The 26,757-nt window shown below is 50.7% G+C and carries 21 protein-coding genes and 1 pseudogene; 18 read left to right on the top strand and 4 right to left on the bottom strand.

Translation table 11 applies throughout. From position 1 onward, the window contains the following. Positions 1–46 precede the first annotated feature (46 nt). The 5 genes from F3J38_RS20760 to F3J38_RS20740 all read left to right on the top strand — a co-directional run bounded on the left by F3J38_RS20760 (position 47) and on the right by F3J38_RS20740 (position 5,246). A complete protein-coding gene (locus tag F3J38_RS20760) occupies positions 47–1,321 on the top strand; it encodes an OprD family outer membrane porin (protein WP_167141514.1) in 1,275 nt (424 codons plus the stop codon). Positions 1,322–1,720: 399 nt separating this feature from the next. Continuing rightward, complete coding sequence (locus F3J38_RS20755; protein WP_167141678.1) at positions 1,721–2,455, top strand: amino acid ABC transporter ATP-binding protein; 735 nt, start codon at positions 1,721–1,723, stop codon at positions 2,453–2,455. A gap of 16 nt (positions 2,456–2,471) precedes the next feature. Then, positions 2,472–3,140: an amino acid ABC transporter permease gene (locus F3J38_RS20750; protein ID WP_167141512.1), complete on the top strand. Its 669-nt coding sequence runs from the start codon at positions 2,472–2,474 to the stop codon at positions 3,138–3,140. A 13-nt stretch (positions 3,141–3,153) separates the two neighbouring features. Then, positions 3,154–3,945, top strand: coding sequence for an amino acid ABC transporter substrate-binding protein (locus tag F3J38_RS20745; RefSeq protein ID WP_167141510.1), 792 nt, complete (start codon positions 3,154–3,156; stop codon positions 3,943–3,945). Between the two features lie 2 nt (positions 3,946–3,947). Beyond that, positions 3,948–5,246: an NtaA/DmoA family FMN-dependent monooxygenase gene (locus F3J38_RS20740; RefSeq protein WP_167141508.1), complete on the top strand. Its 1,299-nt coding sequence runs from the start codon at positions 3,948–3,950 to the stop codon at positions 5,244–5,246. Positions 5,247–5,490: 244 nt separating this feature from the next. On the opposite strand, the gene F3J38_RS20735 is transcribed toward F3J38_RS20740, so the two are convergent. After that, the gene (locus tag F3J38_RS20735) at positions 5,491–6,543 is read right to left on the bottom strand and encodes a LacI family DNA-binding transcriptional regulator (RefSeq protein WP_167141506.1); all 1,053 of its coding nucleotides are present in this window, start codon (positions 6,541–6,543) and stop codon (positions 5,491–5,493) included. A 176-nt stretch (positions 6,544–6,719) separates the two neighbouring features. Between F3J38_RS20735 and hisD the strand changes: the two genes are divergently transcribed. Both hisD and F3J38_RS28495 read left to right on the top strand, forming a co-directional pair. Beyond that, the gene (hisD, locus tag F3J38_RS20730) at positions 6,720–8,027 is read left to right on the top strand and encodes a histidinol dehydrogenase (protein WP_167141504.1); all 1,308 of its coding nucleotides are present in this window, start codon (positions 6,720–6,722) and stop codon (positions 8,025–8,027) included. A 96-nt stretch (positions 8,028–8,123) separates the two neighbouring features. After that, positions 8,124–8,489 (top strand): annotated as a pseudogene (locus F3J38_RS28495) (GntP family permease); the annotation flags it as partial. Between the two features lie 1,112 nt (positions 8,490–9,601). Here F3J38_RS28495 and F3J38_RS20720 read toward each other — a convergent pair. Then, positions 9,602–11,110 carry an MFS transporter gene (locus F3J38_RS20720; protein WP_167141500.1) on the bottom strand — a complete coding sequence of 503 codons (1,509 nt, stop codon included), beginning with the start codon at positions 11,108–11,110 and terminating at the stop codon, positions 9,602–9,604. Between the two features lie 152 nt (positions 11,111–11,262). On the opposite strand from F3J38_RS20720, the gene F3J38_RS20715 reads away from it, so the two are divergent. Further along, positions 11,263–11,871 carry a TetR/AcrR family transcriptional regulator gene (locus F3J38_RS20715; protein ID WP_167141498.1) on the top strand — a complete coding sequence of 203 codons (609 nt, stop codon included), beginning with the start codon at positions 11,263–11,265 and terminating at the stop codon, positions 11,869–11,871. Between the two features lie 268 nt (positions 11,872–12,139). Here the strand turns inward: F3J38_RS20715 and F3J38_RS20710 are convergent, their stop codons facing one another. Beyond that, positions 12,140–14,560, bottom strand: a complete 2,421-nt coding sequence (locus tag F3J38_RS20710) for a membrane-bound PQQ-dependent dehydrogenase, glucose/quinate/shikimate family (protein WP_167141496.1) — start codon at positions 14,558–14,560, stop codon at positions 12,140–12,142. A 385-nt stretch (positions 14,561–14,945) separates the two neighbouring features. Here F3J38_RS20710 and F3J38_RS20705 point away from each other — a divergent pair, with 385 nt between their 5' ends. Then, complete coding sequence (locus F3J38_RS20705; protein WP_167141495.1) at positions 14,946–15,953, top strand: LacI family DNA-binding transcriptional regulator; 1,008 nt, start codon at positions 14,946–14,948, stop codon at positions 15,951–15,953. Positions 15,954–16,349: 396 nt separating this feature from the next. On the opposite strand, the gene aptA is transcribed toward F3J38_RS20705, so the two are convergent. Further along, on the bottom strand, positions 16,350–17,681 hold the full coding sequence (gene aptA, locus F3J38_RS20700; protein WP_167141493.1) for an omega-aminotransferase AptA: 1,332 nt from the start codon (positions 17,679–17,681) through the stop codon (positions 16,350–16,352). 99 nt (positions 17,682–17,780) lie between these two features. Between aptA and F3J38_RS20695 the strand changes: the two genes are divergently transcribed. From F3J38_RS20695 to F3J38_RS20655, 9 genes are all read left to right on the top strand, one after another. Then, complete coding sequence (locus F3J38_RS20695) at positions 17,781–18,683, top strand: LysR family transcriptional regulator (RefSeq protein ID WP_167141491.1); 903 nt, start codon at positions 17,781–17,783, stop codon at positions 18,681–18,683. A 274-nt stretch (positions 18,684–18,957) separates the two neighbouring features. Then, positions 18,958–19,731, top strand: a complete 774-nt coding sequence (locus tag F3J38_RS20690; protein ID WP_205298356.1) for a substrate-binding periplasmic protein — start codon at positions 18,958–18,960, stop codon at positions 19,729–19,731. A 60-nt stretch (positions 19,732–19,791) separates the two neighbouring features. Then, positions 19,792–20,628 (top strand): amino acid ABC transporter ATP-binding protein, encoded by an 837-nt coding sequence (locus tag F3J38_RS20685; protein WP_167141488.1) that lies wholly within the window; start codon positions 19,792–19,794, stop codon positions 20,626–20,628. A 10-nt stretch (positions 20,629–20,638) separates the two neighbouring features. Beyond that, entirely contained in the window at positions 20,639–21,310 is a 672-nt protein-coding gene (locus F3J38_RS20680) for an amino acid ABC transporter permease (RefSeq protein ID WP_167141486.1), read from the top strand. A gap of 10 nt (positions 21,311–21,320) precedes the next feature. Continuing rightward, positions 21,321–21,986 (top strand): amino acid ABC transporter permease, encoded by a 666-nt coding sequence (locus F3J38_RS20675; protein WP_167141484.1) that lies wholly within the window; start codon positions 21,321–21,323, stop codon positions 21,984–21,986. Between the two features lie 22 nt (positions 21,987–22,008). Continuing rightward, the gene (locus F3J38_RS20670; RefSeq protein ID WP_205298355.1) at positions 22,009–22,890 is read left to right on the top strand and encodes a dihydrodipicolinate synthase family protein; all 882 of its coding nucleotides are present in this window, start codon (positions 22,009–22,011) and stop codon (positions 22,888–22,890) included. Between the two features lie 64 nt (positions 22,891–22,954). Then, complete coding sequence (locus F3J38_RS20665; protein WP_205298354.1) at positions 22,955–24,220, top strand: NAD(P)/FAD-dependent oxidoreductase; 1,266 nt, start codon at positions 22,955–22,957, stop codon at positions 24,218–24,220. Further along, positions 24,217–25,698 carry an aldehyde dehydrogenase family protein gene (locus tag F3J38_RS20660; RefSeq protein WP_167141481.1) on the top strand — a complete coding sequence of 494 codons (1,482 nt, stop codon included), beginning with the start codon at positions 24,217–24,219 and terminating at the stop codon, positions 25,696–25,698. The genes F3J38_RS20665 and F3J38_RS20660 overlap by 4 nt, the downstream gene beginning before the upstream one ends. A gap of 11 nt (positions 25,699–25,709) precedes the next feature. Beyond that, on the top strand, positions 25,710–26,735 hold the full coding sequence (locus tag F3J38_RS20655; RefSeq protein WP_167141479.1) for a proline racemase family protein: 1,026 nt from the start codon (positions 25,710–25,712) through the stop codon (positions 26,733–26,735). Positions 26,736–26,757: the final 22 nt, after the last annotated feature.

The following is a 26,757-nucleotide window of genomic DNA, read 5'->3' as shown; positions in this document are numbered from 1 at the left end:
TCATTCTTTTTAGTTTTAACTTACTGGTTACCTGGATTTTAAAAACATGGACAGGTTCATTCGATGTGCGCTGCTGAGTAGCGCACTTGTGCCCTCTTTAGCGTCAGCTAATCTGGTTGAAGACAGCCATCTCGATCTCACTGCTCGCACGCTGTACTACAACAATGACACCCGTGGCGCAGTAAAAAATCAGCCTACCGGCGAACAGCTGGGGCAGGGATTCATTCTTAATGGCCGTTCGGGTTATACCGATGGGCCCATTGGTTTTGGCGCCGATATGATGGGTATGCTCGGTCTGAAGCTGTCAGGCCGAGAGGGATACAACACCGCAACGGGGTTGTTTCCACAGCATGATGACAACAGCGCCCCACGCAGTTTTGCGTCTGCACGCTTTGCATTGAAAGTCAAGCTGAGCAAAACCGAGGCGAGAGCAGGTTTTCAATCGTTAAACTTGCCCGTGATTAAAACCAATGATGGCAGGTTACTTCCCTCTCTCTATCGCGGATATACGCTCCATTCTACCGACGTTGATAACCTGGTACTGGATGCTGGTTTTATCGATCGTGTTCAGGGGCGCAACCAAAGTCATTATCAGCCACTGAAAGCCACGGGCAAAGCAAGCGGATTCAGTTCTGGCTTGAGTTATGCCGGTGGCCGCTATACGCCTGTAAAACAGCTGGAACTCAGTTACTACTTTGCACAGCTCAATGATTTCTACCAGCAGAACTATGTCGGTGTGACCAAAACGTTGTCATTAGGACCGGGAAAACTGAAAGCGGATTTGCGCTATTTCAACAGCCGGGGCAATGGCAACGAGTATGGTGGAAGTGTCGATAACAACGCTTACGGTGGGATTGTATCCTGGTCAGCATGGGGCAGTACTTTTGGTGTGGGTTATCAGCAGCTAACGGGGTCGAGTGGTTTCCCTTACCTTGATCCGGGTCAGACGGTTGATGGCGTATCAACCGATACATCAGGTGGATCGACTGGGCTGGTGAGCGAGTCGCCGTTGTCTAAATTTAAGACGGCACATGAGCGTGCGCTGGTCCTGCGTTACAGTGCAAAACTGGATGCGCTGGGTCTGCCTGGACTCAGCTTCAACAGCAGCTATGTATCAGGAAGTCATGCGCGCGCATCCAGCACCAGTGGCAATCAGAATGAATGGGTCCGCACACTGGGGTTGAGTTATCAACTGCCCGAGAGCGTGGCTAAAGGTGTTACGCTGGCCTGGAAGAACGTGACTTATCGTACCAATATTACCGGCACCCGCAGTCAGGACCAGAATTTGCTGGTGGTGAACTGGAAGTTTGGGCTGCTGTAAAAGCGCTAAGTTAACTCGCTCCAAATCTAAGTTGCGCGCTTCTACAGCGCGCACATGCTGCGACTGCGCATTTTCAGATGGCTCATACAAATATAGAGGATGATAAGCGTTGCATTTTCGAAAGCATGATAATAGGGGGAGTTGTCCGTTGCGCTACAGGTATTCCACCGCAACGCAAAAATAAGCACAGCATAAGCTATTTTCCCAGAATGGTCAGAGAAGGGAGCCAATACACTCTTTCAGACGATCATCATTGCGGCGAATGAAAGCGAGTAAACTCAACCTAACCTAATATGCGTTAGCAAACTAACGCATATGCTTCACGCTATTAAGCATTTTGTCTGATTTAATGACCTGTTGATAATCGGCTGCTGACTCTTAATGTATGCCGATAAATCAATGATAAATGTCTCAGGGATAAGTAAATCGTTTCGCGGCTTCCAGGCACTCGACAATATCAGTTTCGATGTACAGCCACGAGAGGTGGTTTCCATCATTGGCCCGTCAGGTTCGGGAAAGTCCACGCTTTTACGCACGTTGAATCTTCTGGTCCTGCCCGATTCGGGGAAAATTTCAATCGGTAACGCATCTATAGATGCACAGCATATCCAGCGAAAACAGATCAATACGCTGCGCAGTAAAAGCTCAATGGTGTTCCAGCATTATAATCTTTTTCGAAATAAAACCGCACAGGAAAATATTACTGAGGTCCTGCGTTTCGCTAAAAAACTAGGTCGTAAAGAAGCGGATGAAAAAGCCCTGGAATACCTCCATCGTGTCGGGCTGCATGATAAAGCATCATCATATCCGGCAATGTTATCGGGAGGGCAACAGCAGCGGGTGGGAATTGCACGTGCGCTCAGCCTTGAACCTGAAGTCATTCTGATGGATGAGCCCACTTCCTCGCTCGATCCTGAAATGCGCCGCGGCATATTAAAACTGATTGCCGAAATTGCGACGCAGAATATCACCCTGGCTATCGTGACTCATGAAATGAACTTTGCCCGAGAAATTTCAGATCGGCTCTTTTTTATGGAGCAGGGCAGAATCATCGCTCAGGGTGCACCCGATGAGATCATTCAAGGTGACGTGGGAAGCCGAATTGACGCCTTTGTAAACGACTACGAAATATAATTCAGGAAACCAGACCATGAATTTTGACCTGATCTATATGTTCAAATTGATTCCCGCCATTCTGGGTTATCTGCCGATTACTTTGCTGATCTCGGGAGCTTCAATCATTGTAGCCACCTTACTGGGTTTGCTACTCGCGCTCATGCTGCGTGGCGGAAAGCCACTGCGTGGTGTCGCTCGCCTGTATATTTCCTTTTTCAGAGGCACTCCGGTACTGGTGCAATTACTGATTATCTATTTTGGTTTGCCACAACTGTTTCCAGTATTGAATTCCGTTGGGCCGGTTTACGCGGTTATCGCCGGATTGAGTTTTAACACTGCTGCATATCTGGCTGAGATATTCCGCGCAGGGATTGATTCAGTGGACCGCGGGCAAATCGAAGCTGCACTGGCTAGCGGCTTAAGCCTGCCAGTTGCTTGCTGGCGCATTTTGTTTCCGCAAATTTGCCGCAACGCGATCCCGGCAACAGGCAACATGTATATCGGGCTGATTAAAAACTCGTCACTGGCTTTCACTCTCGGTGTCACTGAGTTGCTGTCGGCAGGAAAACTTGAAGCCACTGCCTCGCTGAAATTCTTTGAAGCCTATACCGCCGTTGCATTGGTCTATTGGGGAGTGACCTTCCTGCTCTCATTACTGCAGCGGCAACTGGAAACCCATCTGGGCAAACCCTATCAACAATAATTCAGGAGTCGGTATGAAGTTAGGCGGATTGGTGATGTGCCTGTGTGCAGCAGTGTTGTTAAGCGCATGCGATCAAAGTAAGTCAGCGAGTGATGCTCAGGATGTATTGCGTGTGGGTGCGACACCAGATGGTTACCCACACTACTTTAAGGAAGGCGGTGAGCTCAAGGGCTTCAGTGTCGATGTGCTGAATGCGGTCGCGAAGAAAGCGGGACTTAAAGTTGAGTGGGTCACTTCAGATTGGGTCGGTGTGCTGGGGTCTCTCCAGACCGGAAAAGTGGATACCGTGGGTAACTTTGCCGACACACCAGAACGCCGCAAAGCTTACAACTTTTCCACACCTTATTACTATTCCGCGGCACAGCTTGCCGTCAGTAAAAACAATAACTGGGTACATGGGCTAAGCGATTTAAGCGGAAAAACCGTGGCAGCTGAACTGGGTTCTAATTACGCCAACGTATTAAAGGAGTCAGATCCTGAGCATAAAATCAATCTGGTGACCTATGAAGGCAGGGACGTGGTGGTGAATGCGGTCGCGCAAGGTAAAGCCGATGCATTTATTTCAGGCCAGGTCATCCTGCTGGGACAAATCAAACAAAAAGGACTGCCACTTAAAGTCGTAGGCGAGCCTTTTGGTGTTCGTCAGGTGGCATTGCCGTTCCGCAAAGATGCGCAAGGAGACAAGTTGCGGCAAAAAGTGGATGTCGCGCTCGACCAATTGCGTAACGACGGTACGCTAAAGTCCATTTCGGAAAAATGGTTTGATCAGGACCTCAGTCACGCGCCAGCAGGAGGGCAGAATTAATCATGTCCTCTTTACACCTCGCCTTGTTTCTCGAAACCACCGGTTGCCATTATGCGGGTTGGCGTATGCCCTCATCTCGACCTGTACCGCATCCCGCTGATTTCAAACAGCTCAAAGCGTTGGCGATGCAAGCCGAGCAGGCAAAGTTTGATCTGGTGTTTATGGCCGATAAATTGTCGGTCGATGATATCTATGGCAATCATTTTGCCGAAGCCGTCACCCACCGTGTCACCGAACGGCCCGATCCTTTTTCGGTGCTCTCTGCATTGAGTGCGGTCACGGAAAAGATCGGCCTCGCGGGAACGATCTCAAGTTCCTTCGCTAGCCCGTTTGCGGCGGCACGCACGCTGGCGACGCTTGACCATCTCTCTCAAGGCCGAGCAGGGTGGAATGTGGTGACTTCAACCAGCGGCGGTGAAGCCAGGAACTTTGGAGTGCCGTTGCTGAGCCATGATCAACGCTACCATAAGGCCGATTCCTTTATTGAAGCGGTGTTCCGCTTATGGGACAGCTGGGAGGATGGTGCCATAGTAGGGGATCGAGAAAAGGGAATTTATGCCGATGCCAGAAAAATTCATTACGCTGACATCAACAACAAATGGTTCAACGTGCAAGGACCGTTAAACCTCTCGCGCGCTCCACAGGGCCGGCCGGTAACGATTCAGGCTGGTGGGTCAGGGGCCTTTACCGAGCTGGCGGCGCAGCGCGCGGACGCCATTTTTGCTTCGGAAAAGCCCAGCCTGGCCGCAGCGCAGACCTACTATGCGGCGATCAAAGCCAAAGTTGTGCACTATGGACGCTCGGCCAATAGCCTAAAAGTATTGCCGGGGTTGCAGCCGATTATCGGGGCGACGCAAAAGGAAGCAGACGAGTTACTGGCTGAACTCAGCCAGTTACATCATCCCCTGGCGACGCTGACGCACCTTTCAAACACCATGGATTATGACTGGTCACAGCATGCATTGGATGAAGCCATGCCGGATATTCTCCCCCATTTAAGTCGGCGTGAACGTTTTGCCCCGATGCTGGATCACGCAAGAGAGCAGGGCATGACGCTGCGTCAGTTCACGAAATGGATAGCGAGAAGTGGCTTTATTGTGGCAGGCACGGCTGAAAGCCTCGCAGAGCGTATGGCGCTTTGGTACCAGCAGCGTGCAGTGGATGGATTTGTCATCATGCCATCGTGGCCGGGGGCGGCAGATGCCTTTTTTGATCACGTAATTCCACTGCTACAGGAAAGAGGCATTTTCCGGGAAGACTATGAAGACGACACTTTGCGCGGCCATTTGGGTCTGCAGTGAACCGTTCTGAAAGCTTGGTGGTGCAGGTCAATATGTCCATCGCGTAGATATTGCCGCTGGTGGAACCTGAACCGAAAATAGGACGTGTTGAAATCTGATACAGGAGATTCAGATTTCTTTATATCGAAGACTGAGCGTACTGGCAGGATTAATGTTGTGTTCGGCAGTTGGTCTGGCTGCTCCACGGTAGAAGATCACCATCTGTAGATGGAAAGTGATTGTTTTACAGGGTCAGTACCCGCTTTTAGAGATTAGGAAGAGTTGTGTCCTTTCCAATATCTCCTCCAATGCTGCGTGAACTGCCGCGTATAATGAGTTTTCCCACCAGCACATGCTGCACAGGTTCAGCTTCGTTATCCTCGAGTTGGGATTTGATCATAGATACGGTCAGGTCAACCATTTCCGTTAACGGCTGAACCCATGTCGTGAGGTTGATCAACGGCCAACTGGCCATCGAGATATCGTCAAACCCAACCACAGAAATATCCGAGCCGGCCTTTAGTCCCATCTCACCAACCACGACATTCAGTGCGCCTATAGCCATCATGTCATTCGCGCAAAACAGTGCATCGGGCGTCTTAGGTAAAGACATCAGCCTGCGGGTGGCATTCATCGCTTCTTCAATGGTCCACATACCCGCATCGCGCAATGCTGCAGGTGCCCCCATTTCTGAGATTCGTTGACCAAAACCTGTTTCACGATCGCGGCTGGTTGAGGAGCTATCGCGGCCTGCAATAAACGCCAGCTGCCGATGACCGGCCTTAATCAGAAACTCGGCAATTGCCGCGCCGCCAGCAAGATTGTTGCTGGTGACGCTTGATACCGTTTCACTGTCGTTTTTACGGTTCAGCAAGACCACAGGCAAGCCAAGTAACCGGCATTCCTCATCGAAATGAGAGGATAAGCTGCTCGATACCAGAATCAGCGCTTCTACGCGATGGCGTAAGATCTCTTCCATGATGGGGTCGGTATCGTCATCACGAAACATGGAAAACAGCAGTACGCGGTATCCCATGAGATTGAGCTTGTGTGACAGGTTATCGAGCGCAGCGGAGTAAAAGGGGTTCATCAGACCGGGTACAACAATGCCGATAAGATTGGAGCGTCGGTTAATCAGTGACTGTGCGATAAAACTGGGTCGATACCCAAGCTCCGCGGCCACCTTTTTAACTTTATCTTTCGTTGCAGCGGAAATCTTAGCGCCTTCGGTAAAAGCGCGAGATACAGCAGACTGTGATACGCCAGCAGCTTTGGCTACGTCGTAACTCGTCACTGCACGTCTGTTTGGACCTGCCATTCCCTTTCTCCACATTCTTTTGCTTCGCCATTATGCGGGAAATATCCCGAGTGTCACAAACTTTGCGATCTGCGTTGCATTCGAATGCATTAATGCTTTTAAGTTGGATATTTAACCGCCAGGATACAGGTGAATTCGAATGCATTAACATTTCATTGACATCTTAAGGGGAGTTTATGGCTATCTGGCTGAAACGTGGTGCAGAGTCTGAAGCGGTGAAATTACATGACCGGTCGGTACGTGAAGCAGTTGAAAAGATACTGGCTGATATTAAAAAGCGCGGAGATGCGGCCGTTAGGGAACTGTCTATTCAGTTCGACAAACTGGACCGCGAGGATTACAGGTTGTCACAGCAGGAAATCGATGACTGCTATGCGCAACTGTCAGAGCGCGATCTCGCGGATATCCGCTTTGCGCAGGAGCAGGTACGTAATTTTGCCCAGCATCAACGCGACAGCCTCAAAGATATTGAGGTTGAAACGCTTCCTGGAGTCGTGCTTGGTCACAAAAATATCCCGGTCAGCGCTGCCGGGTGCTATTTCCCTGGCGGGAAATATCCTTTGCTGGCCTCGGCGCATATGTCGATCATCACCGCCAAGGTCGCAGGGGTGAAGCGTATTGTGTCATGTGCTCCGCCTTTTAACGGGAAGCCGGCACCGGCAATCGTGGTTGCACAACATATGGCCGGTGCTGACGAGATTTATTGCCTCGGTGGCATTCAGGCTGTTGCTGCTATGGCGCTGGGAACAGAAAGCATTTTGCCAGTAGACATGCTTGTCGGTCCGGGAAACGCCTTCGTGGCTGAAGCAAAACGTCAGCTGTTTGGTCGCGTGGGTATTGACCTGTTTGCTGGCCCAACGGAAACCCTGGTCATTGCTGATGACAGCGTTGACGGTGAACTCTGTGCCACCGATCTGCTGGGCCAGGCTGAACATGGGCCTGATTCACCTGCGGTGTTGTTGACAACCTCCGCTGCACTGGCCCGCGAAACAATGGCGGAAATTGACCGTCTCCTGGACATTCTTCCCACTGCCGACATCGCACGTCAGTCCTGGGGTAAATTTGGTGAAGTTATTGTTGCTGAAGACAAGGATGAATTGCTGAAGATTGCCAACGACCTGGCGTTTGAACATGTGCAGGTGATGACCCGCGATCCGGATTGGTTGCTGCATAACATGCAAAACTTTGGTGCGCTGTTTCTTGGTCCGCGAACCAACGTTGCCTATGGCGATAAGGTGATTGGCACTAACCATACTCTGCCAACGCGTAAAGCTGCCCGCTACACCGGTGGGCTTTGGGTCGGTAAATTCCTCAAGACCTGCACTTATCAGAGAGTGTTGACGGATGAGGCTTCAGCACAGGTCGGTGAATACTGCTCCCGTCTTTGTGCCCTTGAGGGTTTCTCCGGTCACGGTGAACAAGCAAACATTCGCGTGCGCCGTTATGGGCACAGGGATGTGCCTTATGCGGGAATTCCGGAATAAATAAAAACAAAACAGGGGGCAGGGTAGGCCCCTCAGAATAATTCTGGCTGTCCTGATTCTGGAAGAGTTAAGGCAGCCACGCTAACGGATAGCCCTATGGACGTATTGATTGCGTTACTGGCACTGGGACTGTTGATGTTGGCCGCGTATCGCGGTTATAGCGTGATCCTCTTTGCTCCCATCGCGGCACTGGGTGCCGTATTACTGACTCATCCTTCAGCGGTAGCTCCGGTATTCAGTGATATCTTTATGGATAAGCTGGTGGGCTTCGTGAAGCTGTATTTCCCCGTATTTTTACTGGGCGCGGTATTCGGAAAGTTAATTGAATTCTCAGGATTCTCTCGATCTATAGTCAGTGCGGTGACCCGACTGCTGGGGCAGAACAAAGCCATCCCGGTCATTATTCTGGTGTGTGCGCTGTTGACCTATGGTGGGGTTTCGTTGTTTGTCGTGGTCTTTGCTGTTTATCCCTTTGCCGCAGAAATGTTCCGGCAGAGCCAGATCCCTAAAAGACTTATGCCTGCGACCATTGCTCTCGGTGCTTTCACCTTCACTATGGATGCCTTACCCGGGTCACCCCAGATCCAGAACATCATCCCAACAACGTTCTACGGTACGACTTCCTGGGCAGCACCTTGGCTTGGGGTGTTAGGTTCATTATTTGTGGCTGTTGGTGGCTGGCTCTACATTGATTATTTGCGTCGGCGAGCACAGCAAAAAGGCGAAGGGTACGGAACGGGGCTTCTTAATGAACCTGAAACGCCGAATGATCTGAACCTGCCGCACCCAATAGTCGCACTGCTTCCGCTGTTCATCGTGGGCGTCGCCAACCTGTTTTTCACCTGGTACATACCCCAGAAATATGGCACGCACTTTTTGATCGATTTACCCGGTCTGAAAGCCCCGCTGGACAGTGATGTCAAGAAAATGGTGGCTATCTGGGCGGTAATGGCCGCGCTGATGTGCGGTATTTTGGCAATTTTCCTGTTTGCCTGGAGACAGTTAAAAGGAAAACTGGCAGAAGGCAGTAAGGCTGCTGTAGGGGGCGCCATGCTTGCCTCACTCAATACTGCGTCAGAGTATGGGTTCGGCGTTGTTATCGCAGCATTGCCTGGATTCGTGCAGGTGGCTGATGCACTCAAGGTGATACCTAACCCTTTGCTGAATCAGGCAATCACGATCAATATTTTGTCTGGTATCACCGGTTCATCTTCTGGCGGTATGAGTATTGCGCTTGCTGCAATGGCCGATCAGTTCATCAATTCAGCCAAGGCCGCAGGCATACCGCTTGAGGTCATGCACCGTGTGGCATCCATGGCTGCCGGGGGGATGGACACGTTACCGCACAATGGCGCGATTATTACGCTGCTGGCGGTGACCGGTCTAACTCACAGGCAGGCATATAAGCCTATCTTGGGTATCACCCTGTTCAAAGTGTTGGGTGCGTTCTTCATCATCGGTGTTTACTACTTAACGGGTATTGTTTGACGATCAGCTTGGTAAAATGACATCGTGAAAGCACCATAAATGGCGCCTGTGGGCGCCATTTACCCCTTTGATCAGATAGCCCGCGTTCATTCCTGTGTTTCCGCCGAGGCGACTGAGCCGATAACCACACGCTGGTGCGCTCGATGCATGAGTATTAACCCACCCGCCATGACTACGCTCACGACACCCGCTCCTGTCATTGCCAGAGAAAAGCCACTGGCAAAAGCGTGCTGAACCTGTTCAACCCAGCCTGATATTCCCTGGTGCCCCATGATGACCGCGTGAGCCAGTGAATCGGCTTCGGAGACATGTTGAGTAGCAAGCTGAGCGCGCAACACCTCAATAGCGTGCATATTCATCAGCGTGCCGAGCAGAGCAATGCCCAGAGCCATACCGGTTTGACGCACGGCATTCATGGTTGCCGAGGCCATACCAGACCGCTCTGATACCACCGTTCTCATCACCAGAGCACTGGTAGCCGGCATCGCCAGCCCCGTCCCGGTTCCTAGAATGATCAAAAAGAGGGCGATAAATGGATATGCGCTACTGGACTGCAGCGTCCCAAGGAGCAGCAAGCCTGCGCCTATCAAGGCATAACCGACGACAATGAGTGTTTTAACGCTAAAGCGCGCGGACAGACGGCCAAACTGCGTTGAGACCAAGGCCATGGCGATGAACTCCGGTGCCATGCGCCACCCGGTTTGCAGTGCGCTCCATCCTTGCGCCTGTTGTAAAAAAAGCGAGACGAAAAACACGCTGCTGTAGGATGAAAAACCCATCACGGCTGAAGAGAGGTTATAGACTGTAAAGTCACTTTTCTTAAACAGATACAGTGGTAGCAGGGGGCGTGTGACTCGCCTTTCTACCCAGATGAATAGCGCTAGAAACAGCAGTGAGATGAACAGCGAAAACTGTACGTCTGAGTCTTGCCAGCCAAGATCTCCTGCGGCAATCAGTCCATAAGTGAGAGTACCCAACCATAGCACGCTGAACAATTGGCCGAGTGGGTCCAGTGAAGCGTGATCGGGATGTGCGCTCTCCTGAATGCCCCAACCTCCCAGCAGCAAAGTCACTACACCTACCGGAAGGTTGATGAGAAAAATACTCTGCCAGCCTGCATTGTGTACCAGAATACCGCCTAAAATCGGACCGATGACCAATGACAAAGCGCTAACGGTTGACCAGATACCGATGACCCTTACACGCTGGAGTTCATCTGGAAACGCATGTGACAACAGCGACAGTGCACCTGGTATCACGGCAGCGCCAGCCACGCCCTGGAGTACACGACCCGTCAGCAACATCTCCAGTGAAGTTGCCGATGCGCAGAGCAAAGATCCTAACGTGAACAGTACAATTCCCGCCATCCAGACGCGTTTGCGTCCGAAGCGATCGCCAAGCGGCCCTGATGAGAGGATAAGCGCGGAAAGGCAAAGTGCGTAGGCATCAACAACCCACTGTATACCCGGCATATCTGTATTGAGTGATGTCAGCATGGTCGGTAGAGCGACGTTCACAATGCTGATATCCAGTGAAGCCATAAAGGTGCCAAGGCAAATTGCACAGACCAACGCAACCCGGCGGTTAGTTATCATAACGCTATTCCTTTGGAGTTAATGAGAACGTTTCTCAATATAGCCATTGACCGACCGTCGGTCAATGGAGTTTTAAAGGCAGGATTTATTGTGAGAATGGCGCATCAAGTAAACTTTGGTTAGGATAAGTGACTGATGTTTAGGGGGACAACATGGATAATGAACCGCAACAGCGCCAATCTCAGCCGCGTACAAAACCTGCTGAAGTCAGGCTGGATGAATTAATGGATGCGGCGCTGGCGTTATTCATGAATAAAGGGTTTGAAGCCACGACAATCAGTGAAATTGTGCGGGATGCCGGGGTTGCTAAAGGCACTTTCTATCACTATTTTTCCTCAAAGAACGAAATGCTCGCTGCGCTACGTGCACGATTTACCGGTCATTTCATTGAAAAAATTGAGCATGCCCTTGAGGTCCTCCCGGCGCAGGATGGCATTGCTCGTTTACAAGCCTGGTGTCATGCCAGCGTGGCCGCCTACGTGGAAGATATGGCTATTCACGACGCGCTTTATCACGATCACCACTATCAGACGCGTGGAAATCCAGACCGCGATGCCATTTTGAATCAGATTGAACGCATTCTTGAGCAGGGAAAGCGCGCGGGAAACTGGCAGCTCGAAGACTCAAAGTTGACGGCTATTCTGATGTATCACGGTATGCACGGTGCAGTCGATAACATGATGTCTGAAGATAAGCAGGAACCCGAACGTCTTAGCGAGGCACTGGCGCAGGCATTTACCCGTTTACTGGGATGCAATTAATCAGCTTCAAATGATGTGACTCAGTCACCCGGTGGTCATATCGAGGCTTAAAGTCTCAGTTAGGGTCACTGATATCAGTAAAGACCGCCTGAAAATGAGGCGGAAGTGCTTTACTGGATGACTGTATCAAATAGTGCCTGCCACGTTGCGGTCCATCGTTTAAATCCGAACTGGATGCACAGACATTAAAGCGCAAAGCTTGAGTAAGAAAAACGGGCGCTGCTAACAGCGCCCGTTTTTTATTTTCTGCTAAGCACTAGCTTGGCAATTAAGGGAGTGCATAAGCAATAACGTAGTCACCGCGGTTGTCATTGGTTCCGGTGCGTGTCGCACCGCCAGCCACCACGACGATATATTGTTTACCGTCTTTGCCCATATAGGTCATTGGCGCACCCTGGCCACCGACGGGCAGACGTCCACGCCACAGCTCTTTACCAGTATTGTTGTCAAAAGCGCGCACGTAGTAGTCGAGTGAACCATGGAAGAAGGTCAGCCCACCTTTGGTAACTAATGGACCGCCCATCGTTGGCATACCCAGCGGGATATTGATGCCTGGCGCCACGCCATGAATCGGTGCATCCTGGATACTGCCAACCGGGACCTGCCAGCGAGTTTTACCGGTCGTCAGGTCAATCGCTGTCATCGAGCCAAACGGTGGTTTAAAGCAAGGTACGCCCAGTGGCGACATAAACATGCCACGTTCTACGCCCCAAGGGGTACCCAATTGTTCTGAGTATTCACCTTCAGTCGTGGCTTTCAGTCCTCTGCGGTCAGCGTCTTCACGTTTGATGAACTGTCCCCATTGCGCCATACGGATGTCGTTGACGATCAACGTACCGGTAGACATATCAAGCGCACCACCGCCCCAGTTAAAGCCACCGTAGTAACCCGGATAAATCAGCGAACGTTGTTTTTCAGAAAGCGGGGTAAATGGACCTTCCGAACGCATCTGCTTGAATTGAATACGGCAGTAAAGCTGATCGAAAATTGACGCGCCCCACATATCGCTCTCTTTCAGCGGGGTTGTACCCACAGAGATGGCAGAGAAGGGTTGGGTTTCGGCCACTTGCATGCCCGGCATTGCATCAGTTGCGACTTTACGATATTCAACCGGGATAACGGGCTTACCGGTGCGACGATCCAAGACGAAGACCTCGCCGCGCTTGGTCAACTGAATGATCACCGGTGTTGTCTGACCCTCTTTCCCTGGCAGGTCATACAAAATGGGTTGAGAGGAAACGTCATAGTCGAACTGGTCAATGTTGGCGGTACGGAAGTGCCAACGCTCCTTACCGGTTTTCAGATCAACGGCCACGATGGCATCGTTATACTCGTTCGAGTACGGATGGCGATCGCCGGTCCAGAAGTCAGGCGTCTGGTTGCCCGTCGGGAAGTAAGCCAGGCCCAGTTTAGGATCGTAGGCGGCTGTACCCCAGAAGTTAGGCGTTTCAAGGGGGTAAGTCTCTCCGGCTGGCAGCGGGCTGCTGTTGCTGGCACCACGTTTCGCATCCCATGCCCACAGGATCTTACCGCTGACCACATCATATCCACGAACCACGCCGCCAGGCTCGCCCACGGTGAGGTTATCGTTCAGACGACCACCCACCATGATCACGCCATCGGCCACCAGTGGCGCAGAGGTCACGTTATAGCTACCCTGCTGGCCGCCTTTGGCGTCAGCCGGCATGTTCTGTGTCAGATCGACGTAACCGCCGTTACCAAAGTCTTCACACAGTTTGCCGGTTTCGGCATCCAGCGCCACGATGCGAGCATCAATAGTGGTTTCAATGATGCGTTTGCGACAGGTGGCCGCAGAAGTAACAGCCGTCGTAGCAATCTCGCCTGTGGTTGGGTTGTTAGCCTGCAACTGATCGAGATCGGCATAGCCCACCCCGCGGCATCGCTTCCAGCTCTTATCACTTTCAAAGACTTTTGCTTGTGGATCGAAACGCCACTTCTCTTTGCCCGTAGTAGCGTCAACCGCAATCACCTTACTCAGCGGGGTACACAGGTAAACCGTGTCAGCCACTTTTAACGGCGTGGTCTGATATTCAGCACCATCAATGGCAAGGTCACCTGTGCGATAGGTCCAGGCGACTTTCAGGTCCTTAACGTTGTTGGTATTGATTTGCTGGAATTGAGCGAAGCGCTGTCCTAAGGTATTACGACCCCACGCCGTCCAGTCATCACCACTCTTATCTTCAGCCGCTTGATCAATGACTTTCACAGGACCCGCGCTGGCGTCTGCTTCCACTTCCGGATGCACGCGGAACATGTTAGCGAAGACGGCAACGAGTGAAACAATGGCCACCAGTGACACGATGACCGATGCCATTTTGGGTAGAGCAGGACGGCCGGCTTTATTGGTGAGAACTTGCGAACACATTGCGGCCAGGATGAAGACAACAAGGAAAGCGACGGTGCGTGGAACAAGTTGCCAGAAGTCGATACCGACCTCAGAGAAAGCCCAGATGAGGCTAACGACCAGCAAGACGAATGATAAATACACGGTCCATGCTTTAGCACGCACGAAACCCGCACCACAACCCGCCATGGCCAGCCCAGCGGGGAGATAAAACCAGGAGCCACCAAGGCTAATTAAATAAATTCCACCTGCAGCTAAAGCCAGTCCGAGGATAAATAAAATAATCCCCACTAACTTTGTGAATATAGATATACCACTTTTCATGATTAAGTAACCCTTGCGTTAAAATACCCATCCCTTTGGTAAGGATCATGTTTCAAAAGAATCTTGCTTTAATTGCTCCCCGTGATAAAAAGCTTTTCGCCCTTTTAAATAAGGCATAGCTAACCGCTCCTTAGAGATATACCAAGGAGTTATTATTTAAATGAGAGTTCGAGGTGGACATAATCCACCCAAATGGGATGTTTGAGATGTAATTAATACATGACGTTCACCCTGATCTTAAAATTTGCAGATTTGGCATCTGCAAACTAATGCTTAAGTCTCAGTTATCATTTTTAAACTTTTGCTTAAATTTAGTTACGCGGCAAAACATTATCATGTACATTTAAATAACAAAAGTACTTAAAGACCTCAAAAAGACCTCAAAATGAAGTTCACCCTCAAGCAAATAGCCGCTCAGGCTGGCGTGAGTAAGGCCACGGTTGACCGCGCGCTGCATGGAAGAGGGGCGGTACACGCCCAAACACAACGTCGAATAGATCAGGCAATTAGAGATCTGGAGTTGCAGGAAAGAACCCGTTTAGCGAGCGGACGAACCATCCCCTTCGATGTTATTTTGCACACGCCCGAGCGCTTCAGTCGTTTAGTGTGTAATGCACTCATAGATGAAATGAGTCATTTTTCTGAGTTCCAATTGCGTTTGCGATTTCATTGTGTCGAAACCATAACCACAAATGAAATGAGGAAACTCATGATGAAGTGCGCAAATGACAGCTATGGCATCATCCTTAAAGCAGAAAATAATACTGTCATCAGTAAAACTATTGAAGAGTTACAAAAGCACCGTATTCCCGTAGTGACATTGGTGACTGATGTCCCAGACAGTAAAAGGCTTCGTTATGTGGGTATGGATAATATTTCGGCCGGCATGACCGCTGCGTACTTAATGTCGCAATGGATCAAGGAAGCTGAACTGGATGTTGCTGTGGTTTTAAGTAGCCAGAATTTTCTGGGTGAAGAACAGCGCGTGCAGGGATTTTGTCAGGGATTAAGAAGCATGCTGCCATCGGTTAATCCTGTTTGGGTCAGTGAAGGATATGGCGTAGACGGCATGACGTTTGACGTCATGCTGGATGCGTTAAACCGACATCCAAATTTGAAAGCGGTTTATTGCGTTGGCGGTGGAAATGCTGCGATCCTCAGAGCCTTTAAACAGGCGGGACGCAGAGTGATTAGTTACATTGGGCATGATGTGGATGAAGAGAATCGCTTTCTCCTTAACGACCGCAAGCTTAATGCGGTTATCCAGCACGATTTACAAAGTGATGCCAGAGAGGTTTTTAGAACGTTGCTGACGTTTCATGGTTTTTTACCTGTTATTGATCACAGTGACACCTTCTCGAAAGTGAATGTTGTTACTCCGTTTAATCTTTGATGCAGCAAGAAGCGACCGCAACCCCAACTTATCATGCCTGTCCTGCATCAGTGCCGTTCGTGTTGAACAGGTCAATGCTAAATAATTTATCGTGTCTCGCTATGGAACAGGCGCCATTGGTCGTGTGGAATAAATCACTTGAACTTGGCGTTACGCTGCGTAAAGCGGCCTATGCGGTGGCATGTGAACGGATTCTGGAAGCGCACCGGGAGCGAGGTTGGTATCCAGAAGTTCAACTTAGTTAGAGGTAATTTTGTGGCTGGGAAGCCAGACAGATAAAATGAGACCAGTTGAGCGGCGCTGGTGATAAGGCGACCTCGGAAAGGCCGGATTCGTACCAGTCGCCTCCTCTGAGCCATTTTATGGGCAGCATAAATACCAGCGCACAGACCTCAATCAGTTGATGTGGTGCAGCGCTTCACCCACTGCGTCAAAAAGGCGATCCAGTTCTGCAGGTTGAGTGTTGAACATCGGTCCAAACTGCAAGGTATCGCCGCCAAACCTTACATAGAAACCGGCCTTCCATAACGCCATGCCTGCATCGAATGGGCGCACGGTGGCATCAGCATCTCTTGGCGCTAACTGGATCGCGCCAACCAGTCCGCAGTTGCGAATATCCACGACGTTCGGGCAACTTTTCAGAGAGTGAAGTGTTCGTTCAAAATGCGGTGCCAGTTCAGCAGATTGCGCGATTAGCGCTTCGCCTTCGAGCAGATCCAGGGTTGCGAGCGCAGCGGCACAGGCGACCGGATGAGCGGAATAGGTATAACCATGTGCAAATTCAACGGCGTGTTCTGGCAATGCCTGTGACATGAAGGTGTTATAGATTTCACTGCTGGCGACGACGCCCCCCAGTGGGATGGAACCATTGGTGATCTGCTTGGCAAAGTTCAGAATGTCCGGCGTTACGCCAAAATATTCTGCGCCGCTCCAGCGGCCCATGCGGCCAAAGCCGGTGATGACCTCATCGAAAATCAGCAGGATGTTGTGCTGCGTACATATCTCACGCAGGCGATCAAGGTAGCCTTTCGGTGGGATGATGGCACCAGCGGACCCTGATAATGGCTCAACAATCAGCGCGGCGATGTTCGAGGCATCATGCAGCTCAATCAGTTTGAGCATTTCATTTGCCAGTGCTTCGCCACCGGTGTCCGCCTGTCCGGCAGTAAAGGGTAAATCAGCCTGTAGCGTATGTGGGATGTGATCCACATCCATAAATTGCCCAAACATCTTACGGTTTCCGCCGATACCGCCCAGGCTCGTTCCCGCAATGTTCACCCCGTGATAGCCACGGGCTCGACCAATGAATTTGGTTTTGCTTGGCTGTCCTTTTATCCGCCAGTAAGCACGAGCCATCTTTACCGCGGTGTCAGCAGATTCTGAACCCGAACCGGTAAAGAAAACGTGATTGAGATCGCCTGGCATACGCTGAGCAATTTTATCGGCCAGCTGAAAAGAGAGCGCATGGCCATACTGGAACCCGGGAGAATAATCGAGAGTGCCGAGTTGTTTTGCCACGGCATCCTGGATTTGACTGCGAGTATGGCCCGCACCGCACGTCCACAGACCTGACAGACTGTCATACACCTGTCGGCCTTTATCATCCGTCAAAAACCGCCCTTGAGCGGAAACAATAAAACGCGGATCACGATGAAAATTACGGTTAGCACTGAACGGCATCCAGTGTGCATTAAGGTTAAGCGATGCGACGTTGACAAAATCAGACATGGTGTTTCCTCCTGACGGGTATGAGAAGAGTTTGCAATCAAGTATTGATTAAGTTAAATGCATATAAACTCAACTTCAGTTATGGAAAATCTCACCTATATGAAAAGCAAATCGCTGGCTCAGGTCACAGATTTTGATTTGAAGTTACTGCGCATTTTTAAAACGGTCAGCGAATGCGGTAGCTTTTCAGCGGCTGAAGGTCTGCTCGGCATAACGCGTTCCGCGATTAGCCTGAACATGAGCGATCTGGAAAAACGTCTTGGCATGCGGCTTTGCCAGCGCGGGCGAGCGGGGTTTGCTCTTACCGATGAGGGGCGTGAAATACTCAGACACAGCGATAGCATGATGGCCGCGGTTGAAAATTTTCGACAACAGGTCAATCAGATGCACAAACAACTTCGTGGCGAGTTCAATATTGGCATCATCAATAATCTGGTGACCCAACCGCGGATGAAAATCACTCATGCACTGGATGCATTGCGGGCGAACGGGCCCGAAATCCGGATAAACATCAGTATGATGACGGCCGCAGATATTGAACGCGGGCTGATGGATGGGAGGCTTCACGTGGGTGCTTTGCCTATGACCTCCCCGATATCGGGATTGGATTACACGCAGTTGTATGATGAAAAATCAGAGCTTTATTGTAGTAGCAAGCACAGTCTCTTCACTGCAACTCACGAGCACGACGATAGTGAACTCATGAAAGTCGATGCCATTGCGCCCAGTTTTCGCATGGCCGCAGAGGGGATTGGCATGCATCAAATGTTGAACTGCACGGCAACGGCTTCAGATCGTGAGGGTATTGCTTTCCTTATCCTTACAGGACGGTTCATCGGCTTCCTTCCTGACCATTACGCCGCGCAGTGGGTCGAAAAAAAAATGATGCGAGCCCTCTCACCACGGCGGCTGCATTTCAGCAGTAAAATCGCCATCGTCACCCGTTCTGGCAGACGCGATAACGTCATTCTGGAAAAATTTCTCCAGTCCCTCGACCTCTAATACCCCTCCCGCATACCCCTTTTATGACGCCGGTCACATGAAAGCATCGATCGGCGTCAAAGTTTGATTATAAGTAAACCGTATTGGTTGACTTTGTTAATTTCATGCTTCTATTCTCCAATCTTCCATTGCATACAAAGTTGCACACAGTTAGGCAGTAAATAACTCATCATCCGGTTCCTGTTCGCAATATCAACGTCTGAACGAGGTCGTTATGGTTAGTGTACGTATATCAATCATCAAAAAGATTTCTTGTTGTCTTGCCTTGAGCGGCATGTTGCTGGCTTCTGCATCATCCGCATTGGCCGCCGACAATTTCTGGCAGGCCATTCAGCAAAAAGGGGTTTTGCGCTGTGGCGCGGCACCTGCAGCACCCTATGTGATGCGTGACCCCAAAACTCAACAATACAGCGGCTACTTCGCCGAACTTTGTCGAGATTTCGGTCAGAACGTGTTGAAAGTCAAAGTCCAATTTGTTGATGCCAGTTGGGACACGCTGGTGGCCGGACTACAGAGCGATAAATGGGATATGGCTATGGCACTAAACCAAACGCCAGAGCGCGCACTGGCTATTAGCTTCTCTGCGCCGGCACAGGATTACCAGATCTCATTCCTGGTGAATAAGCAGAACCCTAAGGTTGCGGGGCTGGGTACCAAACTCTCTGATTATGACAAGGAAGGCATTACGTTTGCTGTCATGTCAGGAACTTCACAGGATAAAGCGATTTCCGCAGCGATAAAGAAAGGAAAAATTATGCGCATGCCGGGCAATGACGAGAGTCGGCTAGCCATTATGGCGCGCAGGGCAGATGTTCTCGTAGATGCAAGCGATACAAACCATCTCTTCGCGCTGGCTAACCCTGACTGGGCTAAAGAAATTATGCCTGTGCCGGCTCTCGCTAAGCAGGGCGTGTCATTCGGTTTGCCGCGTTCTGTTTCAGAAGCGGATATGGAAGTGCTGAATATCTATCTAAATCAGCGTCGCGCGACAGGCGAAATCGATCAACTTGTTAATCAGGCCTCGCTCCAGGCTAACGCTACAAAATAAATTCCTAGATACATTTATTACATTAACCGTGTGCATTCCGCACGCAGCGGAGGAATGACTATGAATGCCTCAACCAATCTGGCGGCGGCCCCCACGCGCCCACATGAAGTTCGCCCGTTATTTCTTAATGAATTTAACAAAGGTGAATTAATTCAACTGGAAAACGTGAGTAAAGCATACGGAGAATTGGTGGTGATGGATAATCTCGATCTCAGTATGAAAAATGACGATCGACTTGTGATTATTGGTCCTAGTGGTAGTGGTAAGAGTTCTCTGCTGCGTGTGTTAATGGGACTAGAAGGAATTCAAAGCGGCAATATCAATTTTCAAAAGAAAAAATACATTGTTGGAGATAAGCATAAAGAGGCCAAAATCCTCGATAATAATATCCAGAAGAAAATTGGGATGGTATTTCAGCATTACACGCTGTTTCCTCATCTCTCCGTTCTGCAGAATCTCATCCTGGCTCCCGTAAAAGTGCATCATGTCGACAAGAAAGTCGCAACTGATAAAGCCCATGCTCTACTGGCTCGTTTTGGTCTGGAGAGTAAATTACATGCCTATCCCAGTCAGCTATCAGGCGGCCAGAAACAGCGTGTTGCTATCGCACGTGCTCTGATGCTTGAACCTGAACTGATGCTTTTTGATGAAGTGACTTCGGCTCTGGATCCGGAGATGGTGACCGAAGTACAAAATGTGATGATGCAACTCGCAGATCAGAAAATGGCCATGATAATTGTGACGCATGATATGCACTTTGCCCGCAATATCGCCTCACGCGTTATTTTCTGTGCAAATGGAAAAGTTGTAGAACAGGGACATCCCGAAATGTTATTCACCTGCCCACAAGAAACCCGTACGCGTGAATTTCTCGAAAAAGTACTGCATCTTAATTAAGAGGTGATTGATGAACTATCAATTCAATTTTCACTTTCTCAACGGTAATTTTGATGCGCTGTGGGAAGGTCTAAAAATAACGCTTGAACTTTCATTAATGGCAAATGTTCTCGGGCTGACGCTGGGGTTTATTCTTTGCATGATGGCTATGAGCTCAATCGCCATCATACGCTGGCCAACGAAATTATTTATTGAGTTCTTTCGTTGTACGCCAGTGTTACTGCAAATCGTCTGGTTCTATTACTGCGTCCCGATGATGTTTAATCTTTTTATTGATCCTATTTATATGGGATTCCTGGCGTTGGGATTAAATCTGGCCGCATTCAATGCTGAGGCTTACCGTGCTGGCGTTCAGGCGGTGCCGCATGAGCATCACGATGCGGGCGTGGCCCTGGGGTTGAGTGGCTATCAACAAACTGTCTACGTGGTATTGCCGCAGGCCGTCCGCAGCGCACTTCCCGTTCTGATGACAAATGGTATCTCAATACTGCAACAGACAGCCCTGGTCGCGATTGTCGCGATTTCAGATTTGATGTACGTGGGTAAGAACATCGCGACAGAAAGTTACCGTCCTCTGGAAACCTATACGCTGATTGCGCTTATCTACTTCGCGCTTTCTCTGCCGATTTCCCAGCTGGTTTCCTACATCGAGCGTCGTCAGGACGCGGCAGCGGCGCGGTGAGGCTCATATCATGACACTAGATTTTTCACAGGTATTTTCATACTGGCATGTGCTGTTGCAGGGGTTAGGAATGACGCTGGCCTTTACGCTGAGTTGTGCGGTGCTGGGCAGTATGGCCGGCTTTGTCATCAGCCTGCTGCGGCTCTCGCCCATCGCTCCTTTGCGCTGGGTTGTCACGCTCTACGTTGAGTTTTTTCGCGGGACACCTCTCCTTATTCAGTTGTTCTGGGTGTTTTTCTGTTTCCCAGTCGTTTTCCGCATCGACATCGCCCCCTGGGCGTGTGTGACGCTCTCTCTGGTGATGTATATGGCGGCAATCACCAGCGAAACTTTTCGTGGCTCGCTTAAATCCATTGCCGGCGAACAGCATGATGCGTGCGTTGCACTAAGCCTGACCCCGGCGACCAAAATTCTTTATGTCATTTTTCCTCAGGCGCTGCTGAGAGCAGTTCCGACCTTACTTTCAAATGTGGTCGCGCTCTTTAAAGAAAGCGCGCTGATTTCATCCGTTGGGGTGGCTGATCTGATGTTTGTTGGTCAGAACATCTCTAACAGTACGGCGCGACCGGTGGAGTTTTTGAGCGCGGTCGCCGTGATTTATTTCGTTGTGGCATTCCCTTTAACGCGCCTGGTTGGCGTGGTTGAGTCGCGTTTGTTACGACGTTATGCCCTTTGATAACTGACCCACAGGAGTAGTAATGATGAAATTTAAAGGTATTTTACCTGCACTGGTCACTCCGTTTAATGACGCGGGTGCAGTGGACCATGATCAGCTGGCGGGCATTCTTGAATATCAGCTGAAAGCGGGCGTAAGTGGTTTTGTCCCTCTCGGTTCGACGGGCGAATATTATGCACTGACCAATGAAGAGCGCCGTCAGGTTCTGAAAACCGTAAAAACAGTAGTTGGCGAGCGCGGCACCCTGATTGCAGGCGCCAATGGATCTTGTACGCGTGAAGTACTGGAGCAGGTGAAGCAGACGGTGGATGCCGGATACAACAATCTGCTGATTGCTCCACCGTATTACGCACTTCCCACCCAGGAGGAACTCATTGGTCATTATCAGGCGATCCTGAATGAATTCAGTGACATTAATCTGGTCCTGTATAACTATCCTGTCCGCACAAACGTTGAAGTTGGCTTTAGCGTGCTGGAGGCTTTCAAAGATCACCCTCGAGTCATTGGTATTAAAGAGAGCAGCGGCAGTGTTTTACGTGCGGTTGAGATTGGCAATACCTACCAGGATAAGTATCAGCTTTCTTGTGGCTCCGATGACGTAGCGTTTGATTTCTTTATGTGGGGAGCAAGCAGCTGGATTTGCGGACCGGCGAACTGTTTCCCGGATCAAATCTGTGACTTCTACCGTAAGTTCAGTAGCGGCGATCTGACAGGCGCACAGAATGTTATGCGCTCTCTTTTCCCGGTTATGGCCAGCATGGAAGAGGGCAAATTTATTCAGAAAGTGAAGTACGGCTGTGAGCTGGCTGGATTTAAACCCGGCAATGCGCGTATGCCATTACAGCCTTTAACAGCGGAAGAGAAAACTGAGTTCCGTAAGATTTTTGAAGCTTCTCAGGATTAACCGATCGGCGATGTTGGCTGGCAGCTATGCGTTCTGCCAGCCTCTTATTTGAGTGGCAATGACTATGTCAAAACAGCAAAAGTCAGTAGTGGTGGGTGGCGGTATCGTTGGCGTCTGTTGCGCCTTGTACCTGCAAAAGGAAGGCCATCAGGTCTGGCTTATTGATCCTTCCGCGCCGGGAGACAGTACGGCGAAGTGGAGCTGCGGTCAGATGGCGGTGAGTGAAGTGATTCCGCTGTCTAAACCGGGAATTCTGAAGCGTATACCGGGCTGGCTAATGGATCAGAGCGGGCCACTGGCACTCCGTCCTGCTGCGGTCCCGACGATTCTGCCCTGGTTTCTGCGTTTTGTATCAAATGCACGCCACAGCCGAATAAATACGATTGCGCATCAGATGGCTACGCTGACACGGGAAGTTTATCCTGATTTTGCTGCATTACTGGATCTGTGCCCCGATCAGAAATTGCTCGGGCAGCGTCCGGTTATTGAAGTTTTTGACTCCGCCCGAGGGCTGGCCGATGAGAGAGCACATCTGCAGTTAAGGGAAGAGCTGGGTTTCAAGTCTGAAATGCTGGATGCCACAGCGATAGCAGATCTCGAACCTGCCCTTGCCGGTAAGTTTGCACATGGCGTGTTATTTCCTGACTGGTGTGCAGTGAGTGACACTAAAGGTTTTATCACAGCACTTATTGAAACATTTATACGACATGGCGGCGTGCGTATTGACGCTGAGGCGGATACCTTACTTGAATCGGGAGAGACTGCGAACGGCGTCAGGCTCCGCGATGGTCGCAGCCTTCCTGCTGACCATGTCGTCATAGCAGCAGGTACGGGATCACGTCGATTTTTTGCCCAGTTAGGTGTTCGCGTGCCACTGACCGGCATTTCGGGATATCAGGCGTTATTGCCGAGTCCAGATGTCGAGTTCCGTCATTCTGTCATCTATGCCGACGGCGGCTTTTGCTTCACGCCGATGACGCGTGGGTTGCAGATTGGGGGAACGATTGAATTCGCCGGTGCCGATGCGAAGCCCAATTTCCAGCGTGCAGAGATTATCCTGAAGAAGGCGCGCCACCTATTACCTCAGCTTAACGTAACGGACCGAGAGTTTGGTGTGGGTCATCGTCCTTTCTTGCCCGATACAAAACCGATTATTGACCGCTCGCGCCGCCTTAATAACGTATTGATGGCGTTTGGCCATGGACAGCTGGGCCTGACGCTGGGCGCGACCACTGGCCGGCTGATTGCTGATCTGGCATCAAAACGTCCTACCGCGCAGGATATAACGCCATTCAGTGCCTATCGATTTATGGAAGGAGACCGCGTATGAACCCGACTAATAAGCTGTTTATCAACGGTGAGTGGGTTGCACCTGTCAAAGGTGGCAGCTTTGATACCGTTGACCCGTCAAACGAAGTGGCAATCGCTCAGATTGCAGCTGCGACGAAAGAAGACGTTAACCTAGCGGTTCAGGCAGCACGCAACGCCTTTGATCAGAGCGGCTGGCCCGAGCTGAGCGGTAAAAAACGCGCTGAATATCTTCGCCGCATCGCCAGCCTGATACGAGATAAACAACAGGTACTTGCAGAGTTGGAAGTCCGAGATAACGGTAAGCCATTGCCTGAAGCCCTGTGGGATATAGGTGATACTGCATTTTGTTTTGACTTCTATGCTGACCTGGCTGAAAAGATGGATGACGAACAGGAGAAAGCCGTCACCCTGGCGGATGATCGTTTTAGCTCTGTAGCCCGTAAAGAGCCTGTCGGTGTATGCGGTGCCATCATCCCCTGGAATTTTCCTATGCTGATGGCTGCGTGGAAAGTCGCCCCGGCACTGGCTGCCGGATGTACCGTGGTGCTGAAACCTTCTGAGGTCACTCCGTTGACGGCTTTGCAGTTAGCAGACATTGCACGTGAAGCTGAACTGCCGCCCGGTGTGCTGAACGTCATTACCGGCTTTGGCGCAGAGGCGGGATCGCCGCTGACCGAACATCCGGACGTTGATAAGCTTGCCTTTACCGGCAGTGTGCCGACCGGGCGAAAAATCATGCAGGTTGCCGCAACGGACATCAAAAACATCAGCCTTGAGCTAGGAGGTAAGTCCGCCTTCATAGTGTTTGAAGACAGCGATATCGCGAAGGCCGTGGAGTGGATCCTGTTTGGCATTTTCTGGAATAAGGGCGAAGTCTGTTCAGCCACCTCGCGTGTGCTGGTTCAGCGTAAACTCTATCCCGCTCTGCTGGAAAGGCTGGTGGCTGAGGCGGAAAAAATTTCCATTGGTAACGGATTTGAAGAGGGTGTCCTGCTGGGACCGCTGGTTAATGGTGCACAGTATGAGAAAGTGCAACACGCCATCGCACAGGGTGTAGAGGAGGGGGCCACGCTGCTAAGCGGTGGTAAAAGGCCTGAAGGCAAAACCAAAGGTTTCTATCTGCAGCCAACCATCTTTACTGACATGTCGGAAGAGAGTGCTATCTGGCGCGAGGAGATCTTCGGACCGGTAGTCTGTGTACGTGCGTTTGAAGATGAAGCGGAAGCGATTACATCGGCTAATCGCTCCCGTTTTGGTTTAGCGGCGGCTGTTATGTCGGCTGATCTGGTTCGTGCAGAGCGCGTTGCGCGTAAGCTTCGTGCAGGAATCGTCTGGATTAACTGTTCACAGCCCACATTTGTTGAAGCGCCGTGGGGGGGGTATAAGCAGAGCGGTATTGGACGTGAACTGGGCGAATGGGGCCTTAATAACTACCTCGAAACAAAACAAATAACCCGTTTCGAAAGTGAAGAGCCCTGGGGCTGGTATTTAAAATAAAGAGAATTGCGATGCGCTGGAAAAAAACGTTACAGCTGATTGATGTGCACTGCGAAGGTGAAATAGGCAAGGTTATTACTTCGGGTGTGCTGAACATTCCCGGAGCGACCATGCTCGACAAGATGAACTACATCAATGAAGTCGATGACAGTTTGCGCAGATTAGTTATGTTTGAACCGCGGGGCTGCCTGCAGATGTCTGCCAATCTGTTGCTTCCACCTACGGTTCCGGAGGCGCATGCGGGTTTCATTGTTCTTCAGGCTGACAAAGCGCATCCGATGTCGGGCAGTAACTGCATTTGTGTTGTTACTGCTCTGCTGGAAACGGGCATGATCACCATGCAGGAACCCGAAACAACCGTGGTGCTCGACACGCCAGCCGGGCTGGTAACCGCGGTTGCCACCTGCCTGGACGGACGCTGCGTCAGCGTCTCACTGGACATGGTGCCAGCTTTTGCGGAGCATCTGGATCGTGAATTCGAGATCCCAGGTTTTGGACTCATCAAAGCCGACATCGCGTTTGGTGGTGTTTACTACGCGCTGATCGATGTCGAGCAAATTAATATGGATATCGAACCCAATAACGCACGCGCACTGGCCAGCTATGGCGTCGATTTCTGCCATTACATCAATCAGCAGATACAGGTACAGCACCCCTTGCTGCCGCAGATCAATGACATTGCTTATGTGATGTTCCGCCAGCGTGTTGAGGGTAAAACCTGGCGAACCTGCACCACCTTACCGCCTGGACGTGTGGATCGTTCGCCCTGTGGCACAGGAAGCAGCGCTAACCTCTCAGTGCTTGACGCGCGCGGCGAACTCGAGATCGGCGATGTACTCACTTCACGTTCCACAATCAACGGGGAATTCAAGATTGAATTGCGCGGGCGCACACAGGTGGGAGACAAACTGGCAGTACTGCCGCGTGTAACCGGCAGAGCCTGGGTTTACGGTATTCAACAACTCGGTGTGGACCCTGATGATCCCTTGTCGGCCGGATTTATGCTGAGCGATACCTGGGGGCCGGCATTGTCGTGACCCCTTTAGGCCGCTACCATGA

This window comes from Candidatus Pantoea formicae, from assembly GCF_011752625.1.
In the GTDB taxonomy this organism is placed as follows: Bacteria; Pseudomonadota; Gammaproteobacteria; order Enterobacterales; family Enterobacteriaceae; genus Pantoea; species Pantoea formicae.
Note: the sequence above shows the minus strand (reverse complement) of the source record. Positions and strands in the feature narration are given on the sequence as shown.